Source organism: Pedobacter ghigonis (assembly GCF_903166585.1).
GTDB classification, from domain to species: domain Bacteria; phylum Bacteroidota; class Bacteroidia; order Sphingobacteriales; family Sphingobacteriaceae; genus Pedobacter; species Pedobacter ghigonis.
Map to the genome: position 1 here is coordinate 72035 of NZ_CAESCM010000019.1, position 16592 is coordinate 88626.

The following is a 16592-nucleotide window of genomic DNA, read 5'->3' on the forward strand; positions in this document are numbered from 1 at the left end:
CAACCGCCCAAAGCAATTCGCTAAAAAATTAGCTTTATTTATTTCAAAAGTTTACATTTAAACCATTCAATCTAAATAGATGAAAAAGCGCTACAAAATCGTATTGGGTATTTCGGTACTGCTCGTGGCGGGCTATTTATTAGGTCCAAAGCCCAAAAAACCTGTTTACAACCAACAGCTTACACTGGTACCCGATCTCGAAGATCTGGATAATTATGTGGCCGGCATCGAGGCCCAGCACAAAATAAAACCAGGCAACGCCGCCGAAATTATCTGGGCCGATAGCAGTCATCAGCAAACCGATTATGCCATTGTATACCTCCATGGCTTTTCGGCTTCAAAAACAGAAGGCGATCCTGTGCACATCAACCTGGCTAAAAAGCTGCATGCCAATTTATACCTGGCGCGCCTGGCCGATCATGGGATCGATACCCTGGCACCCATGCAATATTTTACAGCCGACAGATTATGGGAAACCAGCAAACAGGCCTATGCGATTGGCAAAAAACTAGGCAAAAAGGTTATTTTGGTTGGCACTTCAACAGGCGGTACCGTGGCCCTGAAATTAGCTGCTACCTACCCCGAAATTAACAGCCTCATTTTACTTTCGCCCAATGTAGCCATTAATGATAAAAATGCCTGGATGCTTAACGACCCATGGGGACTACAAATTGCACGCAGGGTATTGCGCAGCGACGAACGCAAGGTGGATGGCCGCACGCTCGAGTATAAAAAATACTGGTACACCAATTACCGCATCGAATCGCTGGTAGAGTTGCAGGAGTTTGTAGAAAGCACCATGACCAAAAAAGTTTTCGCACAGGTAAAGCAACCTGTTTTAATGTTGTACTATTATAAAAACGAACTGGAGCAAGATCCCGTGGTGCGTGTAGATGCCATGCTCAAAATGTTCGGTCAGCTGGGAACACCCGAAAACCAGAAACGCAAAATAGCTATTCCAAATGCCGGCAACCACGTTTTGGGTTGTTACATTACCTCTAAAGATTTACCAGGTGTAGAAACCGCTATTGATAGTTTTGTAGAAAACATTCTAGACATAAAAAAGAGTTTCCCGGTTCCGGATACTTCTAGATAAAAAATCATTAATCTATTTTTCCCAAATATAAAATTCATGAGTTACAATACACTAAGCCTTATTACTTCATTAGATAATGATGATGAGTTTGAAAAGTTAAAAATCAATTTTATTGAAATGCTTGAAGATTTTCAAATCAGGAAATTTAATCATCCGTTTAAAGGCGTTGTGGCTCAATATAACTTAAAAAATTCCGACAAAAGTGACAAGAAGGAATCCACAGAGCAAATTGTAAAAAATATTTCCAGACTTTATCAACAAAAAAAAAATCGCATTGATTGAGGTTGATTGTTTTGGTGGAAAATGTGACTCAGAAGGAAAGATTTACGCCAATGGTGATCTTATTGCGGAGGAAGACTATGATCATACATCTCATTTTAAACTACTTAAAATAATTAACGACAATTATCAGACTTGGCATTTCGAACCCTTCACTCGGGAATTCTTCACAAAGAAAGGAGGGATCTGGGGACAAATTAACGATGAAGAATTAATCTATTTTGGTTTGGGAATCGCAACAGCTTTTCAGAACAACCCTCTTTACAGGGTTCAAATGACACATAATGAACTTATACTTGAAAAGAAAGGGGAATATTATATTTACTGATGCAACCTTTAAGTAATCGAATAAAAATTTTAGGCTCTATAGATAATGATTCTAATGAAACGCTTGAAGATTTAAAGAACGTATTAAAAGAACACATATTATATGCTAAGTCATACGTTTTTCTAGATCTGATAGACAAAGATGAATTTATTAAATTGGTAAACCTGGAGGATGATGAAATGACAGAAGCCTTATATAGATTTCAATCTTTTAATGATCGACCTTTCCCTTCTACTGTCGATACAAATAATGAGAAGGATGAAAAGGAACAGGCAACGGAAACTGAAGATATCCTAAAAAAAGAAGTCGATATGCCTGTTAATAATTCATGGTGGGATAAAATTATGCGATTGTTTGGGGGATAAATGATAATTAATCATAAAGTGCGGCTTTGTAGGAGCATTACATCAATACTTTAAATTTATTCAGCATTTACTCGCTAAATCTTAATTATATAAAGGTATTGGTTTTACAAGCTCTACTATTTTATTGAAATTCATCTAAAAATGCTCAAAACAAAAAACGCCTTAATTGAATGCTTCTGGCTCTTAGGCTGTGTAATTTTGGCTATACTTGCCGGTTTGGCCTTTTTTGGAAAAGCTGTATTCGAAAAGGATATCGACATTAATCTCCACGATACTTATTTTGTGATCAAAGATCAACACATCTTAATTTGGTGTTTTATCCTCTTTTCGTTTATCCTATATTTTATTAAAGAAAAAAGGCAGGGTTTCCGTCGAAAACTTCCTTACTTTATCTTTTTGGTTTTGGGTCTTGCTGTCAGCATACTCCTGATGAGAGCGAGTCCCATGGTATCTTTTTTTAATCCCTGGCAAAGTGGGTGGACAGTTTATCCGCCCTTATCCGTAAAAATTAAAGCTGATACAATTAACCCGATCAAAGCGTTCGCAACAGATTTCTTAACACCCTTCAACGGGTTATTATTGTTACAGGTTCTGGTAATTACCGCTTTATTATTGGCAACATACCGGTATACGAAAAACAGCAACAAATAAACCGCAATTATTTTCCTCGCATTTAAGGAGTTAGCCAACGGTTAATTTTGATTCTGGTAATTATTAAATTTATTGCTTACCGTTGCAGCAAAATTTCAATCCCATGAAACTCCTTTTTAGTCTGGTATTTACCTGCATCATCAGTATCAACCTCTCCTTTTCGCAAGAACAGCCATTTGTGTTAGGCAAAACCGAAAAAATTAAATCGAAACAACTTGCCGAAACCAGAGCCTTAAACATTTACTTACCCGAAGGTTACTCGCCCGACTCGGCCAAAAGCTATCCGGTAATTTACCTTTTAGATGGCTCTGCTAACGAGGATTTCATTCATGTTACAGGATTGGTGCAGTTCTTAACCATGATTGAAGCCATGCCCAAATCAATTGTGGTGGGTATTGCCAATGTAGACCGGAAAAGGGATTTTACCTTTCCAACCAGCATTGAAGCTGATTTAAAAGACTTTCCAACTACAGGCAAATCAGCCGGTTTCATTGCTTTTATCGAAAAAGAACTGCAGCCCTACATTCAGCAGAAATACAAAAGCAATGGCGAAAAAACAATAATAGGGCAATCGCTGGGTGCTTTATTAGCAACAGAAATACTGCTAAAGAAACCTTCACTTTTCACCAATTACCTGATTATTAGTCCGAGTTTATGGTGGAATAATGAATCGCTTTTAAAGGATATCCCCAAGTATGCCGAAAACCTTTCGAAAGCTAAGGCCAATGTTTTTATAACTGTAGGTACTGAAGGAAAAGTAATGGAAGAAGATGCTAAAAAGCTTTCAGAAGTTTTAAAGCCTTACCAGAACCTTAGGGTAAACTTTGCACCGCTACCCAACGAAAATCATTTAACCATTTTGCACAACGGCTTGTATAAGGGCTTTGGTTTGTTGTACCCTAAGAAAAATTAAGGGTTTATATACTGTTGGTAAGGACACCAACTAGCAGAGAATAAGTCTACATGCTGGTTGGTGAGGACACCAACCAGTAGGAGCAGCTAAGTGGGTGGTTCGTCATTGCGAACGGAAGCGCCGGGAATTGCCTGGCGTGAAGCAATCTTTTCTGTTAAGGTGTAGCATTAGCAGTAAAACAATAGCAGTATAGATTGCTTCGTCGTACCTCCTCGCAATGACGATAATTCTTCCTGAATCCCCTCCTTCTAACTTTTTAGGAAGTTTATTCTGTAATATTTTTAACAATCATTTCGGCATGTACCCGCGAGTTTTCGATAAATAGCTTGTGGGTATCTAAACCACCGCAAACCACGCCTGCCAGGTACAATCCCTTTACATTGGTTTCCATCGTTTCTTCGTTATAAAACGGGCAAAGGCTTTCGGGTAAATCAATGCCGAATTTTCGCAACATCGAAAAATCAGGCTGATATCCGGTCATGGCAATTACAAAATCGTTGGCAATCGTTTTTATTCCTTCAGGTGTTTTAATATCTACCTCATTTTCCCTGATGGCTACCAGTTCAGAATTGTAAAGTGCTGTAACTTCTCCCTCTTTAATCCGGTTCTGAATATCAGGCCTAACCCAGTATTTTACATGCGGACCCAAATCGCCACTCCGCACCACCATGGTTACATTTGCACCTTTGCGGTAAGTTTCTAAAGCAGCATCAACTCCCGAATTGTTGGCACCTACAACCACTACATTTTGAAAAGCATACAAATGCGGATCTTTATAGTAGTGGGTAACTTTAGGCAAATCTTCTCCCTCTACGTTCATCAATAAGGGCACATCGTAAAAACCTGTAGCTACAACTACATTTTTAGCAGTATAGGTGGTTTTCGAAGTATTAATTTCAAAAAGACCATCTTCTTTTTTGTCAACCTGCTCTACCCTTTCGAACAAATTAATTTTAAGGTCGAATTTCTCTGCCACACGGCGATAATATTCCACCGCTTCGTTGCGGTTTGGCTTCGGATTGATGGTTACAAATGGTACGCCTCCAATTTCCAGCCTTTGCGAGGTGGAAAAGAAAGTCATAAAAACCGGGTAATTGAACAAACTGTTTACCAATGCTCCTTTTTCTACAATAATGTAGCTAAGATTGGCTTTTTGGGCTTCAATGGCACAAGCCATACCAATGGGGCCGGCACCTATAATTAAAAGGTCGTAATGGTTTTGATTATCTGACATCTAATATTTTAAATTTATTGCCATCTCTGTCCGATAGCTATCTGGTGAAACACCGCGCAATGCCAGTCCTTTGCAGGCGATAGAGATCTATTGATGTAGATTTCTCGGCTATGCTGCGCTCCGCTCGAAATGACGATCTTTTTTTTTGTGACAGAGCTAAGATGTTTTCATGGCTTTACTTGGACAGGCAAAATCGGTTCTTTTTAAACCTGTATTTTTAATGGCTCCATAACCACCGGCAATATCAATTACCTGCTCTACGCCGCGCGATTTCAGGATCGATGCGGCAATCATAGAACGGTAACCGCCGGCACAATGAATATAGTAAGTTGCTTTCGGGTCAATTTCGCCCATCCAGTCGTCTATAAAATCTAAGGGGCGGCTAAGCGTAAACTCCAGGTGCTCCGATTCATATTCGCCGGGCTTGCGCACATCGAGTGCAGTAATATCTGTATCAGTAGCAACCTGTTCAAAAGTATCGGCTGAGATCGATTCGATGGTATCTATTTCTTTATCGGCAGCAATCCAGTTTTCAAAGCCACCATCCAGATAACCAACGGTACTATCGTAACCTACGCGGGTTAAGCGTGTAATGGTTTCTTCCGCTTTACCTTGCTCGGTAATCAATAAAATAGGTTGCTGCAAATCGGTAATTAATGCGCCAACCCATGGTGCAAACTGCCCGTTCAACCCAATATTAATTGAATTTGGGATAAAACCTTTTGCAAAAACCTGTGGATCGCGGGTGTCGAGCATAATGGCTCCGGTTTGGTTGGCCATATCTTCAAATTGCTGAGGAGTTAAAGCATTTAAACCTTTTTCGTAAACTTCATCAATGCTTTCTACCCCACCTTTATTAATAGCTGCGTTTTTGGCAAAATATTGTGGCGGAGGCAAAATACCATCGGTAACCTCAGCAATAAACTGTTCTTTCGTTTCAGCTTTCAATGCATAGTTTACCTGTTTCTGGTGGCCCAATGTATCAAAAGTTTCTTTACTCATGCTTTTGCCACAGGCCGATCCAGCACCATGTGCCGGGTAAACAATTACATCATCGGCCAGGGGCTTAATTTTTTCGTTTAGCGAGTCGTAGAGCATCCCAGCTAAATCTTCCATGGTTAAGTTGCCTTTTTGAGCCAGGTCCGGGCGACCAACATCGCCAATAAACAAAGTATCGCCACTAAAAATGCAGTGATCTTTACCGTTCTCATCGGTTAACAAATAAGTAGTCGATTCTAAAGTATGGCCGGGTGTGTGTAAAGCTGTAATGGTTAGGTCACCTAATTTAAACTGTTCTCCATCTTTAGCAATATGTGCTTTAAATTCAGTTTTTGCAGTTGGACCGTAAATAATCTCTGCACCCGATTTCTCTGCCAAATCTACATGGCCCGAAACGAAATCGGCATGAAAATGGGTTTCGAAAATATATTTAATAACCGCACCGGCTTTTTCGGCCTTTTTTAAATAAGTGGCAACTTCTCTTAAAGGATCGATAATCGCAGCCTCGCCATTACTTTCGATGTAATAGGCAGCTTCTGCCAGGCAGCCTGTATATATTTGTTCTATTTTCATGATTCTTCGTAACGTCACTCTGAATTCATTTCAGGGTCTTACAGAAAGATGCTGAAACACCCATCCGACCAGCCGAGCGGAAGTTCAGCATGACGATTTGTTCCTAGCAAAAATAGGGCTAAAACCGGATATCCGAAATGATACTGCTCATAATTGCAGAAGTTTTACTTATTAGCGCGTGTTAGACCTCACAGGTTATCATTGACAAACTCCAATAAAAAAATCGTCATCTCGACTGTAACGCAGTGGAATGGAGAGATCTATCTCGAGATAGATTTCTCGACTACGCTTCACTACGCTCGAAATGACGTTAAAGTTAGGAGAGCAAACCGCTACACTAATCCTTAGTCAACTCTCCCCTCAGCGGTTCTTCCATCAACCTGCGGCTTTCTTCAAGTGGTAAACCCAGCCCCATCACAAACATCAGTTTGGTTACGGTAGCCTCGAAGGTTAAATCGTAGCCACTTAATACCCCCATTTTTAGCAGTTCCCTGCTGGTTTCGTATCGGCCCAATTGTACCGATCCTTTTTTACACTGCGAAATATCAATGATGATTTTTCCATTCAAAATGGCCTGTCGCAAACTATCTAAAAACCATTGCGCGGTGGTGGTATTGCCCGAACCGAATGTTTCTAAAATAATGGCATCTACCTTCGAATCGGTAATGGCCTGAACGGCTTGTGGGGTAATGCCCGGATATAATTTCAGCACACCAATATTCGAATTGAAGTTGGTATGCAGGGTTAATTTGCCTTGCGGGGCTTTAATGATATAATTTCTGTAGAACTGCAGGTGAACACCAGCCTCGGCTAAAATGGGGTAATTGGGTGAGCGGAAAGCCTCAAATTTCTCGCTGTTGTATTTAATAGAACGGTTACCCCTAAACAACTGTGCATCAAAATAAATGCAAACCTCTGGAAACAATGCCCTGCCATCTTCTTTGGTAGCGGCTATTTCGAGGGCAGTAATTAAATTCTCTTTGGCATCTGTCCTGATTTCGCCTATTGGCAATTGCGAACCGGTTAAAACAACTGGTTTATCCAGATTTTCGAGCATAAAACTCAATGCCGAAGCGGTAAAAGCCATGGTATCAGATCCATGCAAAATCACAAAACCATCGTACTGATCGTATTTATTGTAAATCAGGTCGGCCAAAGTCTTCCAGATTTCGGGATCCATGTTCGATGAATCGAGTACCGGATTAAAGGAATGTACATCTAAATGATAATCTAAACGGTTTAATTCCGGAACATTTTCTTTGATCTGTTCGAAATTAAAGGGAACTAACATCCCGTTGGTAGGATCGTTAACCATACCGATGGTACCACCGGTATAAATTATAAGTACTTTGGTCATTTGGTTGGTGAAGGTTGCTCACCGCAAAGAAAGCAAAAAATTACAAATGATAGGTCGATATTTTGAAATTATCAACAAAAACATCCATTAAAACGCTTTAGTTGCCAATAAAATAAAAAATTTAGTTTTTATTTACCAAATCAGCAAAATGGATTGTAGTATGCTGGTTGGTGAGGATATCAAGTAAATGAAGAGATGCTGAACAATAGCGATGAACTAAAGCTGGTTGGTGAGGACACCAACCAGTAGATGAAATACTTTTTAAACGCCAAAAATCTTTTTCGAATTCGCTGTGGTTACAGCTGCAATCTCTTCAATAGATGCGCCATAAATATCTACCAGTTTCTGGGCAATATAAATCAGGTAGCTGCTTTCGTTGGGTTTACCGCGGAATGGCACCGGTGCCAGATAAGGCGAATCGGTTTCCAGCACCACATTCGCCAAAGGAATATCAGCAAGTACAGCATCCAGTCCTGCTTTTTTATAGGTAATAACGCCGCCAATACCTAGATAGAAATTTAAATCGATGGCCTGTTTTGCCTGTGCCAAATTACCGGTAAAACAATGGAAAATTCCACGGAGTTTTTCGTCCTTTTCACTTTCTAAAACTTCAAAAACCTCGTCAAAGGCTTCACGACAATGGATTACGATAGGCAACCCCAAATCTTTAGCCCAGGCAATCTGTTTATGAAAGGCATCCTGCTGAATCGCCAAAGTCGTTTTATCCCAATATAAATCGATTCCAATTTCGCCGACGGCATAAATCTTCCTTCCGGCAATACTTGCATAGATCTCATCAAGCACACTCAGGTAATCTTCTTTTACATCACAAGGGTGCAAGCCAGCCATAGCAAAACAATTTTCCGGATATTTTGCTACCAGATCATCAATCATCGCAATCGATTTTACATCTACGTTTGGCAAAAACAAACGGTTCACATTGTTTTCAAAGCAGCGCTCCATTAACTGCGCCTGTTTTTCGGCATCTTGCTCGTAATATAAATGGGTATGGGTATCGGTGAAAATCATTTTTGTAATGTTAAATGGATGATGGAAACCGTAATATGAAAGATGGGTGATGTCCTTCGATAGACTCAGGCTCACAAATCACTTGTAACTTCTGATTACTTTTTCTTTTTAGCTGTACTTTTCTTCGGTGCTTTGGCAATAGCCTCCGAGCTTCCGACTGCGGACTCCGGACTATATTCCATTTCCTTCTTCAAAAATTTACCAGTTAAGCTGATCGGATTCTGGATCAAACCTTCAGGAGTACCTTCAAACAGGATTCTTCCGCCTCCGGCCCCACCTTCTTCACCCAGATCAATTACCCAATCGGCAACTTTTACCACATCTAAATTGTGTTCGATCACCAAAATGGTATTTCCCTTATCAACCAACTCCTGCAGCACGCCTAAAAGCACGCGAATATCTTCAAAATGGAGTCCGGTAGTAGGTTCGTCTAAAATATAGAATGTTTTGCCGGTATCTTTTTTAGATAGTTCTGTAGCCAGCTTAACCCGCTGAGCCTCGCCACCTGAAAGGGTAACTGACGATTGGCCCAAAGTAATGTAACCTAAACCAACATCCTTTAAGGTTTTTATTTTTCTGTAAATAATCGGAATATTTTCAAAGAAATCGCAGGCATCTTCAATACTCATATCTAGCACATCGCTGATCGATTTCCCCCTGAAACGCACCTCTAAAGTTTCGCGGTTATATCGTTTACCTCCACACTCTTCGCAAGGCACCTGCACATCAGGCAGGAAATTCATTTCAATTACCTTTAATCCGGCTCCCTGACAGGTTTCGCAACGGCCACCTTTTACATTGAAAGAAAAACGGCCAGGTTTATAGCCCCTGATCTTTGCCTCTGGCAGTTGTACAAAGAGGTTACGGATATCTGAAAACACTCCGGTATAAGTTGAAGGGTTAGACCGCGGTGTTCTGCCAATCGGTGCCTGATCAATCTCAATTACCTTATCAATTTCTTTTAAACCACTAATTTTCTCGTAAGGAAGCGGCGTTTTTTTAGCCCTGAAGAAATGGTGGTTCAATATCGGGTACAAAGTTTCGGTAATTAAACTCGATTTACCAGAACCGGATACGCCCGTTACCGCAATAAATTTACCTAGCGGAAAATCAACCGAAACTGATTTTAAGTTATGTCCGGTAGCTTTAATAATCGACAATTTATGTCCGTTACCTTTTCTACGCTCCTTAGGTGTTTCAATTTTCTTGGTTCCATTTAAGTAAGCAGAAGTTAGGGTTTTCGATTTCAGGATTTCTTTTGCAGTACCCTCAGCAACCACTGTTCCGCCGTGAATACCTGCCCCCGGACCAACATCAATTACCCAGTCGGCCTCCATAATCATATCCTTATCGTGCTCTACCACCAAAACGGTATTCCCTAAATCGCGGAGATTTTTAAGAGCATTAATTAAACGCTCATTATCACGCTGATGTAAACCAATGCTCGGTTCATCCAGAATGTACATTACATTCATCAACTGCGAACCAATCTGCGTAGCCAAACGGATCCGTTGTGCCTCACCACCCGAAAGGGTACGCGCGGTTCTATCTAAAGTTAAATAAGTTAAACCCACATCGGTCAAGAACCCGATTCTGGCTTTAATTTCTTTTAATATCTCTTTTGCAATAATATTCTGGCGGTCTGAAAGCCGTTCGTCAACCTTTTCGAACCATTGGTGCAGGTTGCTGATATCCATAGAAGAAAGCTCGAAAATATTCTTCCCATCTACTTTAAAATGCAGGCTTTCCTTTTTTAAACGGGCACCGTTACATTCCGGACAGGTTTTTAGTTTACGAAACTCGTCCATATCATCGGATGCAGACTCGCTCCTTTTTTCGTTCTGCTCTTCCAGCATCTTAATAATACCATCGAAAGTGATATTATAGTTCTGCACATTCCATTTGTTGTATTCTACTTCAACTTTGATCAGATCGGGTGAACCATTCAAAATCATGTTGATTACCTCGTCGCTCAGTTTTTCGATTGGTGTAGAAAGCGAGAAACTGTATTTTTTGGCCAGCGCTTTTAACACCTGGAACATCCAGATATCGCGGTACTCGCCAAGCGGGGCCAAACCACCGTTTAAAATGCTCAGTTTTGGATTCGGGATAACCGATTCCTTATCAACCACAAAAATATAACCCAAACCATCGCAACGCTCGCAGGCACCATAAGGCGAGTTGAACGAGAAACTGTTTGGCTGTGGTTCATCGTAAGAAATACCTGTTGTAGGGCACATCAAAAACTTACTGAAATGCGCTACATGATTATCCTTATCGCTGATTTTGATTACGCCCTTACCCATTTTCATCGCAGTTTGAAGCGAATCCAACAAGCGCTTTTTATCTTTGGTATCGATAATCAGGCGATCAATCACTACTTCAATATCGTGTATTTTGTACCTGTCGACCTGCATTTTGGCGGTAATATCTTTTATTTCGCCATCCACACGCACCTTTACATAACCTTGCTTACGGATCTGCTCAAAAAGTTCGCGGTAATGTCCTTTTCTACCTTTAACCACTGGGGCTAAAATGTTTACGGCAACACCATCAAATTTGCGGAAAATGTTCCGCAATATCTGATCTTCGCTCATGCGCTCCATTTTCTCTCCCGTATTGTACGAGTAAGCATCGGCCACACGGGCATAGAGCAAACGCATAAAATCGTAAATCTCGGTAATGGTGCCCACTGTAGATCGTGGGTTTTTACTGGTGGTTTTCTGCTCAATGGCAATAACCGGACTCAATCCCGAAACTTTATCCACATCGGGGCGCTCCATCCCCCCCATAAACTGACGACTGTAGGCGCTAAATGTTTCCATGTAACGGCGCTGGCCTTCAGCATAAATGGTATCGAAAGCTAAGGATGATTTCCCGCTACCACTTAAGCCTGTAATTACAACGAGCTGGTTGCGCGGAAAACTTACATCTATATTCTTTAAATTATGTACCCTCGCACCATATACTTCTACATCTTTTTGCTCACCGAGGTCGATAGATTTATTGCTCATATTTTATTTAAAGTTGGGGATAAGGTCGGGCAACTGAAAAAGCCAGATTTCAATCGGCAAAATTGCTAAAAATTTTATCAAAAAGAAAGTCTAATTCAATCTGTATTAAGGATTAAATGTCATAATGTAAAAGCTATATTTTGAAATAAGTTGCCATCTTTTTTCCACATCATAAACGTTGCGGAATGGACGATGGTTTTGTATTTTTAGAGAAAAAACCGACTCTTTTTTTTGTAAAAATGAAGAAAAACAAAAATGAATTACAATTTGAGCAAAAGTCTCTTGAAGATTTAGAGCATTCGAAATTGTCAAACCTGAAAGAATACCCAACTAACTTAATTAAAAGATGTCATGAGTATAGAAAAATACCCATCAACAGACTTACGCCAGAGCAATTGAGAACATTAATTGGACAAAATATTGGCTTAAAATACCTGATACCTATCACAATTGAACTTTTAAGCAAAGATATTCTTACTGAGGGCGACCTATACCCAGGCGACCTACTTGAGAGAACAACAAAAATAGAAGACACCTTCTGGACTGAAAATCTAGTATTAAAAAAACAACTTTCCGAGTTAATTGATTTAAACTCTGAAAAGATCAGAAATAAAAATCTTCAACTGAAAAGCTTATAGTGGTATCTTAAAAGAACAGGTTACACAGAAAGGCTATAGTTAAGTAATGTAAACTAGGGATAAGCATTCAACGCATGGATAGGCTACCACTCGATCGTAGTACCATTCTCTATAGGGTGTCCGGTGCATACTAGCACCCTGCCCCTTTCCAATTCATCGTCGGTAAGCACCTCATTATAATCCATACGCACACCACCTTTGGTGCAGTTGGCCACACAAGTGCTGCATACCCCACCGCGACAGCTGTAAGGCAGTTTAATTTTATGCTCCAGGGCAACATCTAGGATCCGTTTTGGCCAGGGTACATCCAGATGATAGGTTTCCCCTTTAAAGTTTAAAACTACCGAATAGGTATTCTTATCCACCACTTTTTCCGAACTATCGTCTTCATCCACTTCATCTTCCGGAAGCACAAAAGTTTCGCGTTTAATCTGTTTGATATCGAAACCCATGCCCAATAAGGTAATACGGCACAAATCCATATAAATGACTGGTCCGCAGGTGTAGAAAAGTGCATCGTTCCGATCAAACAACAAATGTTCCTTTAGTAGTTTTTCAATGTAGAACTTATTTAACCGGGCAGTGAGCAGGTTTTTGCTGTTGCTAAATACCCAAACAATTTTTAAACGATCTGGAAATTTCTGCTGCCAATCGCTCAGTTCATCGTAAAATAAGGTTTCTTCTTTTGAGCGGTTGCTATATACCAAAGTAATTTTAGAGTTTTTTTCGGTAACCAGCGCCGTTTTCATAATCGAGAACAAGGGCGTAATACCCACACCCGCGGCAAAAAGAAAAATATCGCGTTCCAGATTTTCTACCGGTTGATAACTGAATAAACCTTGTGGTTCTTGCGCTAAAAGCACATCACCCTCAGCTGTTTTATGGTGCAGAAAACGCGAAATCTCTCCATTTTCGACACGTTTAACCGTAACCGCAAGTGGCTCATCCACGTCCGGCGAACTGTTAAAAGAATACGACCGCCTGATTTCCTTATGCTTTCCTTCAAAAACCAACGATAAAAACTGCCCGGCCAGATACTTAGGGTAGCTCTCCCCTAACACCTCAAATTCAAAAGTAATGTTATCGCCCGGCTGGTTAATAATTTTCTGGATACGCAATTTGAACATACTACAAAGAAAAGGAATTTTTGGTTCATTGATTCATTAGTCATTTGTTCATTGATAACTGCACAAAGATTAACTGGTTAATTGTTCGAATCGGTTAACTGACTCTAAACTCCGAACACTCAACTCCCAACTTGATCATTAGTACTGCAAACTGTTCATTGATTAGCATGATACAGAAAGAACAAACCATCTGTGTAATCTAAGAATCTATGTAATCACCCACAAAAAAAACGTCCCGATTCGAAAACCGGGACGCCTTACCAAATGCTTGTCTTTATCTTAATTATATTATTCTGCGTTGTAAGCCAATAATACTCTCGGTTTTGCGTAACCGTAACGTTTCGGATGTTCCATAATCTGTTTCATAGAGATTACTTTATAAACATAGCCACCGGTTTCGCGGTTCAACTTCATTTTGTAGTAATTATCCTGATTTTGATTATCGATTTGCTTGCGCAGGCGTCCGTCGCCAATGTTGTAAGCTGCGGCAACTAATGTCCAGCTTTCTAAACCCTGATACATTTCTTTAATGTATTTACAGGCTGCGATAGTGGATTTACGCAAATTATAGCGTTCATCAACCCTACCGTTTACTTTTAATCCGTAAGTACGGGCAGTGCCTGGCATAAACTGCCAGATTCCGGCTGCACCTTTCGGCGAAACTCCTTCAGCCATTCCAGATTCGACCAGGGCCAAATACTTAAAATCGTTCGGAATTCCGTATGCTGCAAGTATAGGTTCAATTACCGGAAACCATTTTGCTGCCTTCGCGTGCAAACGGTTGGTTTGAGTATTCCTATAAGTGTGTGCTGCAAGGATTTTTTTCATTTTGCGCTCAACCTTTTTATCGCCTAATGGCAAAGTTTCCTGAGCGAAATTTAATTGTGCCATTAAGGATAGAGGACCTGCCTCATATTCAACTTCCAGGCTATCAGATTTGGGTGTTGTAGTGTTTAATTTTTCTTCTTTTACAAGACTTTTTTGTGCTAAGGGCATTTGGTAAGCGAACACTTTTGCCAAGATAAATAGTGTTGCCACTACCGCAAATGGTACGATGTGTTTCTTTAACATTTTCCTCCTTTTTTTGGTGAACTTATATAAAAACGTTGGCAAAGGTAAAAAATAATAAGCACATTATCAAATAGTTACGGAATTACCTGTAAAAATCAGCCTTTAAAGTGCTTTAAACGGCGATTTTCGATTTTGAATTTCAGACCTTTTTTCTTATTTTAGAGGCTATTTTTTTATCTGATTTTTCAGCTCCAAAAATTGTTATGTTCAGCTATTTTTTATAAATTTGCAGCCCGCATTTTTGATGTGGTTAAAAGCGTATCATGATAAATAAAAACAACAGGAACAGTCGGGATGACAAGTCCAAACCGGGCAGCCGGAGAACAGAAGGCAAAAGCAATGCTGCCGGGTCTGACAGAAGAAGATCAGACGACAAAGACAACAAATTCAAAAAATCATCCGATTCAAAAGACAGCTTCAAACCCAGAAGTTCAGACAGAGATTTCAAATCTAAATCTTTCGGAGACAAAAAAGATTTCAAACCAAGAGCAGGCGGACGTGATTTTAAATCGAAAGATTCGGAACCACAGAGCTTCAAATTTGGTGATCGTGAGTTTAAATCCAAAGATACAGGTTCAGGTGCAGAAGATCGTGGCTTCAAATCAAGAAGCGGAGGATCGAGAGATTATAAACCAAGAACCGGCGACAGAGATTTTAAATCGAAAGATGGAGGTTCAAGAGATTACAAACCGAGAACAGGAGACAGAGATTTTAAACCAAGAGAAGGTGGAGCAAGAGATTATAAGCCAAGAACAGGAGAACGCGATTTCAAATCTAAGGATGGAGATTCGAGAGATTTTAAACCGAGAACTGGTGGTTACAAGGATTTCAAATCGAGAGGCAAATCAGATGGTTTTAAACCAAGTGCAGGAAGCTCAAGAGATGTAAAACCAAGGGAACCGAAAGATGGCGATACCCGTCCGTTCAGAAAACGCGAAGAGGCACAGCCAAGGGATACGGAGTTTAACCGTCCGGAAAGAACAGTTATTGCTCCGGCCCGCAAAACAAACGAAGATAAAGGCTTAATTCGCCTAAACAGATATATTTCAAATGCAGGTATATGCTCGCGCCGTAAGGCCGATGAGCTAATTGCTGCCGGCATTATTACCGTAAACGGTGAAGCAGTTACCGAATTGGGGCACAAAGTAGACCCTGCAAAAGATTTGGTACGTTACAATGGCGAACTGCTTAAACGCGAGAAAAAAGTTTACGTACTGTTAAACAAACCAAAAGATTATATTACCACTACCGACGATCCTCAGGAACGCCGTACAGTAATGCAATTGGTAGACAAAGCCAGTCGTGAGCGCATTTACCCGGTTGGCCGCTTAGACCGCAATACAACAGGTTTATTATTGATGACCAATGATGGTGACCTTGCCGATAAATTATCGCATCCAAGAAACGGTATTACCAAGATTTACAACGTTGAACTAAACAAAGCTTTATCGCAAGGTGATTTGAATAAAATTGCTTTCGGTTTAGAGCTTGAAGACGGTTTGATTAAACCTGATAACATCTCTTATGTTGCAGGTGGCACCAAAAAAGAAATAGGTATTCAGATCCACAGCGGCAAAAACCGTATTGTGCGTCGTATTTTCGAACATTTAGGTTATAGTGTAGAAAAATTAGATCGCGTAGTTTATGGTAATTTAACCAAAAAAGATTTGCCACGCGGCAGATGGCGTTACCTGGAAGATCACGAACTGATCCAGATAAAACACTTAATTAAATAATATTCAAGGCAATCGAAAGATTGCCTTTTTTGTTGCCTAAAGCTATCGTCTGCATTTGCAACGAGGATGCGCGGGAAAGGCGATTGTATCGCATCAATTAAAAATGCTAACCTCAATCATACGCATTACAAAAGATGACGATTTATAAAATTTTCCCATATTTGTTAAAAACAAGACCATCT

General features: G+C 40.2%; 14 protein-coding genes. 7 read left to right on the plus strand and 7 right to left on the minus strand.

Features of this window, described 5'->3' with window-relative positions; all coding sequences use genetic code 11:
• Window positions 1–79 precede the first annotated feature (79 nt).
• From HWV58_RS21775 to HWV58_RS21795, 5 genes are all read left to right on the plus strand, one after another.
• Complete coding sequence (locus tag HWV58_RS21775) at window positions 80–1096, plus strand: alpha/beta hydrolase (protein ID WP_175636119.1); 1017 nt, start codon at window positions 80–82, stop codon at window positions 1094–1096.
• A gap of 36 nt (window positions 1097–1132) precedes the next feature.
• The gene (locus HWV58_RS21780; protein WP_175636120.1) at window positions 1133–1378 is read left to right on the plus strand and encodes a hypothetical protein; all 246 of its coding nucleotides are present in this window, start codon (window positions 1133–1135) and stop codon (window positions 1376–1378) included.
• Complete coding sequence (locus HWV58_RS21785) at window positions 1371–1703, plus strand: hypothetical protein (protein WP_175636121.1); 333 nt, start codon at window positions 1371–1373, stop codon at window positions 1701–1703. Before HWV58_RS21780 ends, HWV58_RS21785 begins: the two co-directional genes overlap by 8 nt.
• A complete protein-coding gene (locus HWV58_RS21790; protein ID WP_175636122.1) occupies window positions 1703–2068 on the plus strand; it encodes a hypothetical protein in 366 nt (121 codons plus the stop codon). The genes HWV58_RS21785 and HWV58_RS21790 overlap by 1 nt, the downstream gene beginning before the upstream one ends.
• Before the next feature lie 754 nt (window positions 2069–2822).
• Window positions 2823–3632, plus strand: a complete 810-nt coding sequence (locus tag HWV58_RS21795) for an alpha/beta hydrolase (protein WP_175636123.1) — start codon at window positions 2823–2825, stop codon at window positions 3630–3632.
• Window positions 3633–3897: 265 nt separating this feature from the next.
• On the opposite strand, the gene HWV58_RS21800 is transcribed toward HWV58_RS21795, so the two are convergent.
• From HWV58_RS21800 to uvrA, 5 genes are all read right to left on the minus strand, one after another.
• Entirely contained in the window at window positions 3898–4866 is a 969-nt protein-coding gene (locus HWV58_RS21800; RefSeq protein ID WP_175636124.1) for a YpdA family putative bacillithiol disulfide reductase, read from the minus strand.
• 156 nt (window positions 4867–5022) lie between these two features.
• On the minus strand, window positions 5023–6438 hold the full coding sequence (locus HWV58_RS21805; RefSeq protein ID WP_175636125.1) for an MBL fold metallo-hydrolase: 1416 nt from the start codon (window positions 6436–6438) through the stop codon (window positions 5023–5025).
• Between the two features lie 337 nt (window positions 6439–6775).
• On the minus strand, window positions 6776–7795 hold the full coding sequence (locus HWV58_RS21810) for an asparaginase (protein ID WP_124561591.1): 1020 nt from the start codon (window positions 7793–7795) through the stop codon (window positions 6776–6778).
• 261 nt (window positions 7796–8056) lie between these two features.
• Window positions 8057–8824 (minus strand): TatD family hydrolase, encoded by a 768-nt coding sequence (locus HWV58_RS21815; RefSeq protein WP_175636126.1) that lies wholly within the window; start codon window positions 8822–8824, stop codon window positions 8057–8059.
• 95 nt (window positions 8825–8919) lie between these two features.
• The gene (gene uvrA / locus HWV58_RS21820) at window positions 8920–11838 is read right to left on the minus strand and encodes an excinuclease ABC subunit UvrA (RefSeq protein WP_175636127.1); all 2919 of its coding nucleotides are present in this window, start codon (window positions 11836–11838) and stop codon (window positions 8920–8922) included.
• A gap of 185 nt (window positions 11839–12023) precedes the next feature.
• Between uvrA and HWV58_RS21825 the strand changes: the two genes are divergently transcribed.
• Entirely contained in the window at window positions 12024–12476 is a 453-nt protein-coding gene (locus HWV58_RS21825; RefSeq protein ID WP_175636128.1) for a contact-dependent growth inhibition system immunity protein, read from the plus strand.
• 83 nt (window positions 12477–12559) lie between these two features.
• Here HWV58_RS21825 and HWV58_RS21830 read toward each other — a convergent pair whose 3' ends face one another.
• Both HWV58_RS21830 and HWV58_RS21835 read right to left on the minus strand, forming a co-directional pair.
• Window positions 12560–13603, minus strand: a complete 1044-nt coding sequence (locus tag HWV58_RS21830; protein ID WP_175636129.1) for a ferredoxin--NADP reductase — start codon at window positions 13601–13603, stop codon at window positions 12560–12562.
• 288 nt (window positions 13604–13891) lie between these two features.
• A complete protein-coding gene (locus HWV58_RS21835; protein ID WP_175636130.1) occupies window positions 13892–14674 on the minus strand; it encodes a lytic transglycosylase domain-containing protein in 783 nt (260 codons plus the stop codon).
• A 263-nt stretch (window positions 14675–14937) separates the two neighbouring features.
• Between HWV58_RS21835 and HWV58_RS21840 the strand changes: the two genes are divergently transcribed.
• Entirely contained in the window at window positions 14938–16410 is a 1473-nt protein-coding gene (locus HWV58_RS21840) for a pseudouridine synthase (RefSeq protein WP_175636131.1), read from the plus strand.
• Window positions 16411–16592 lie beyond the last annotated feature (182 nt).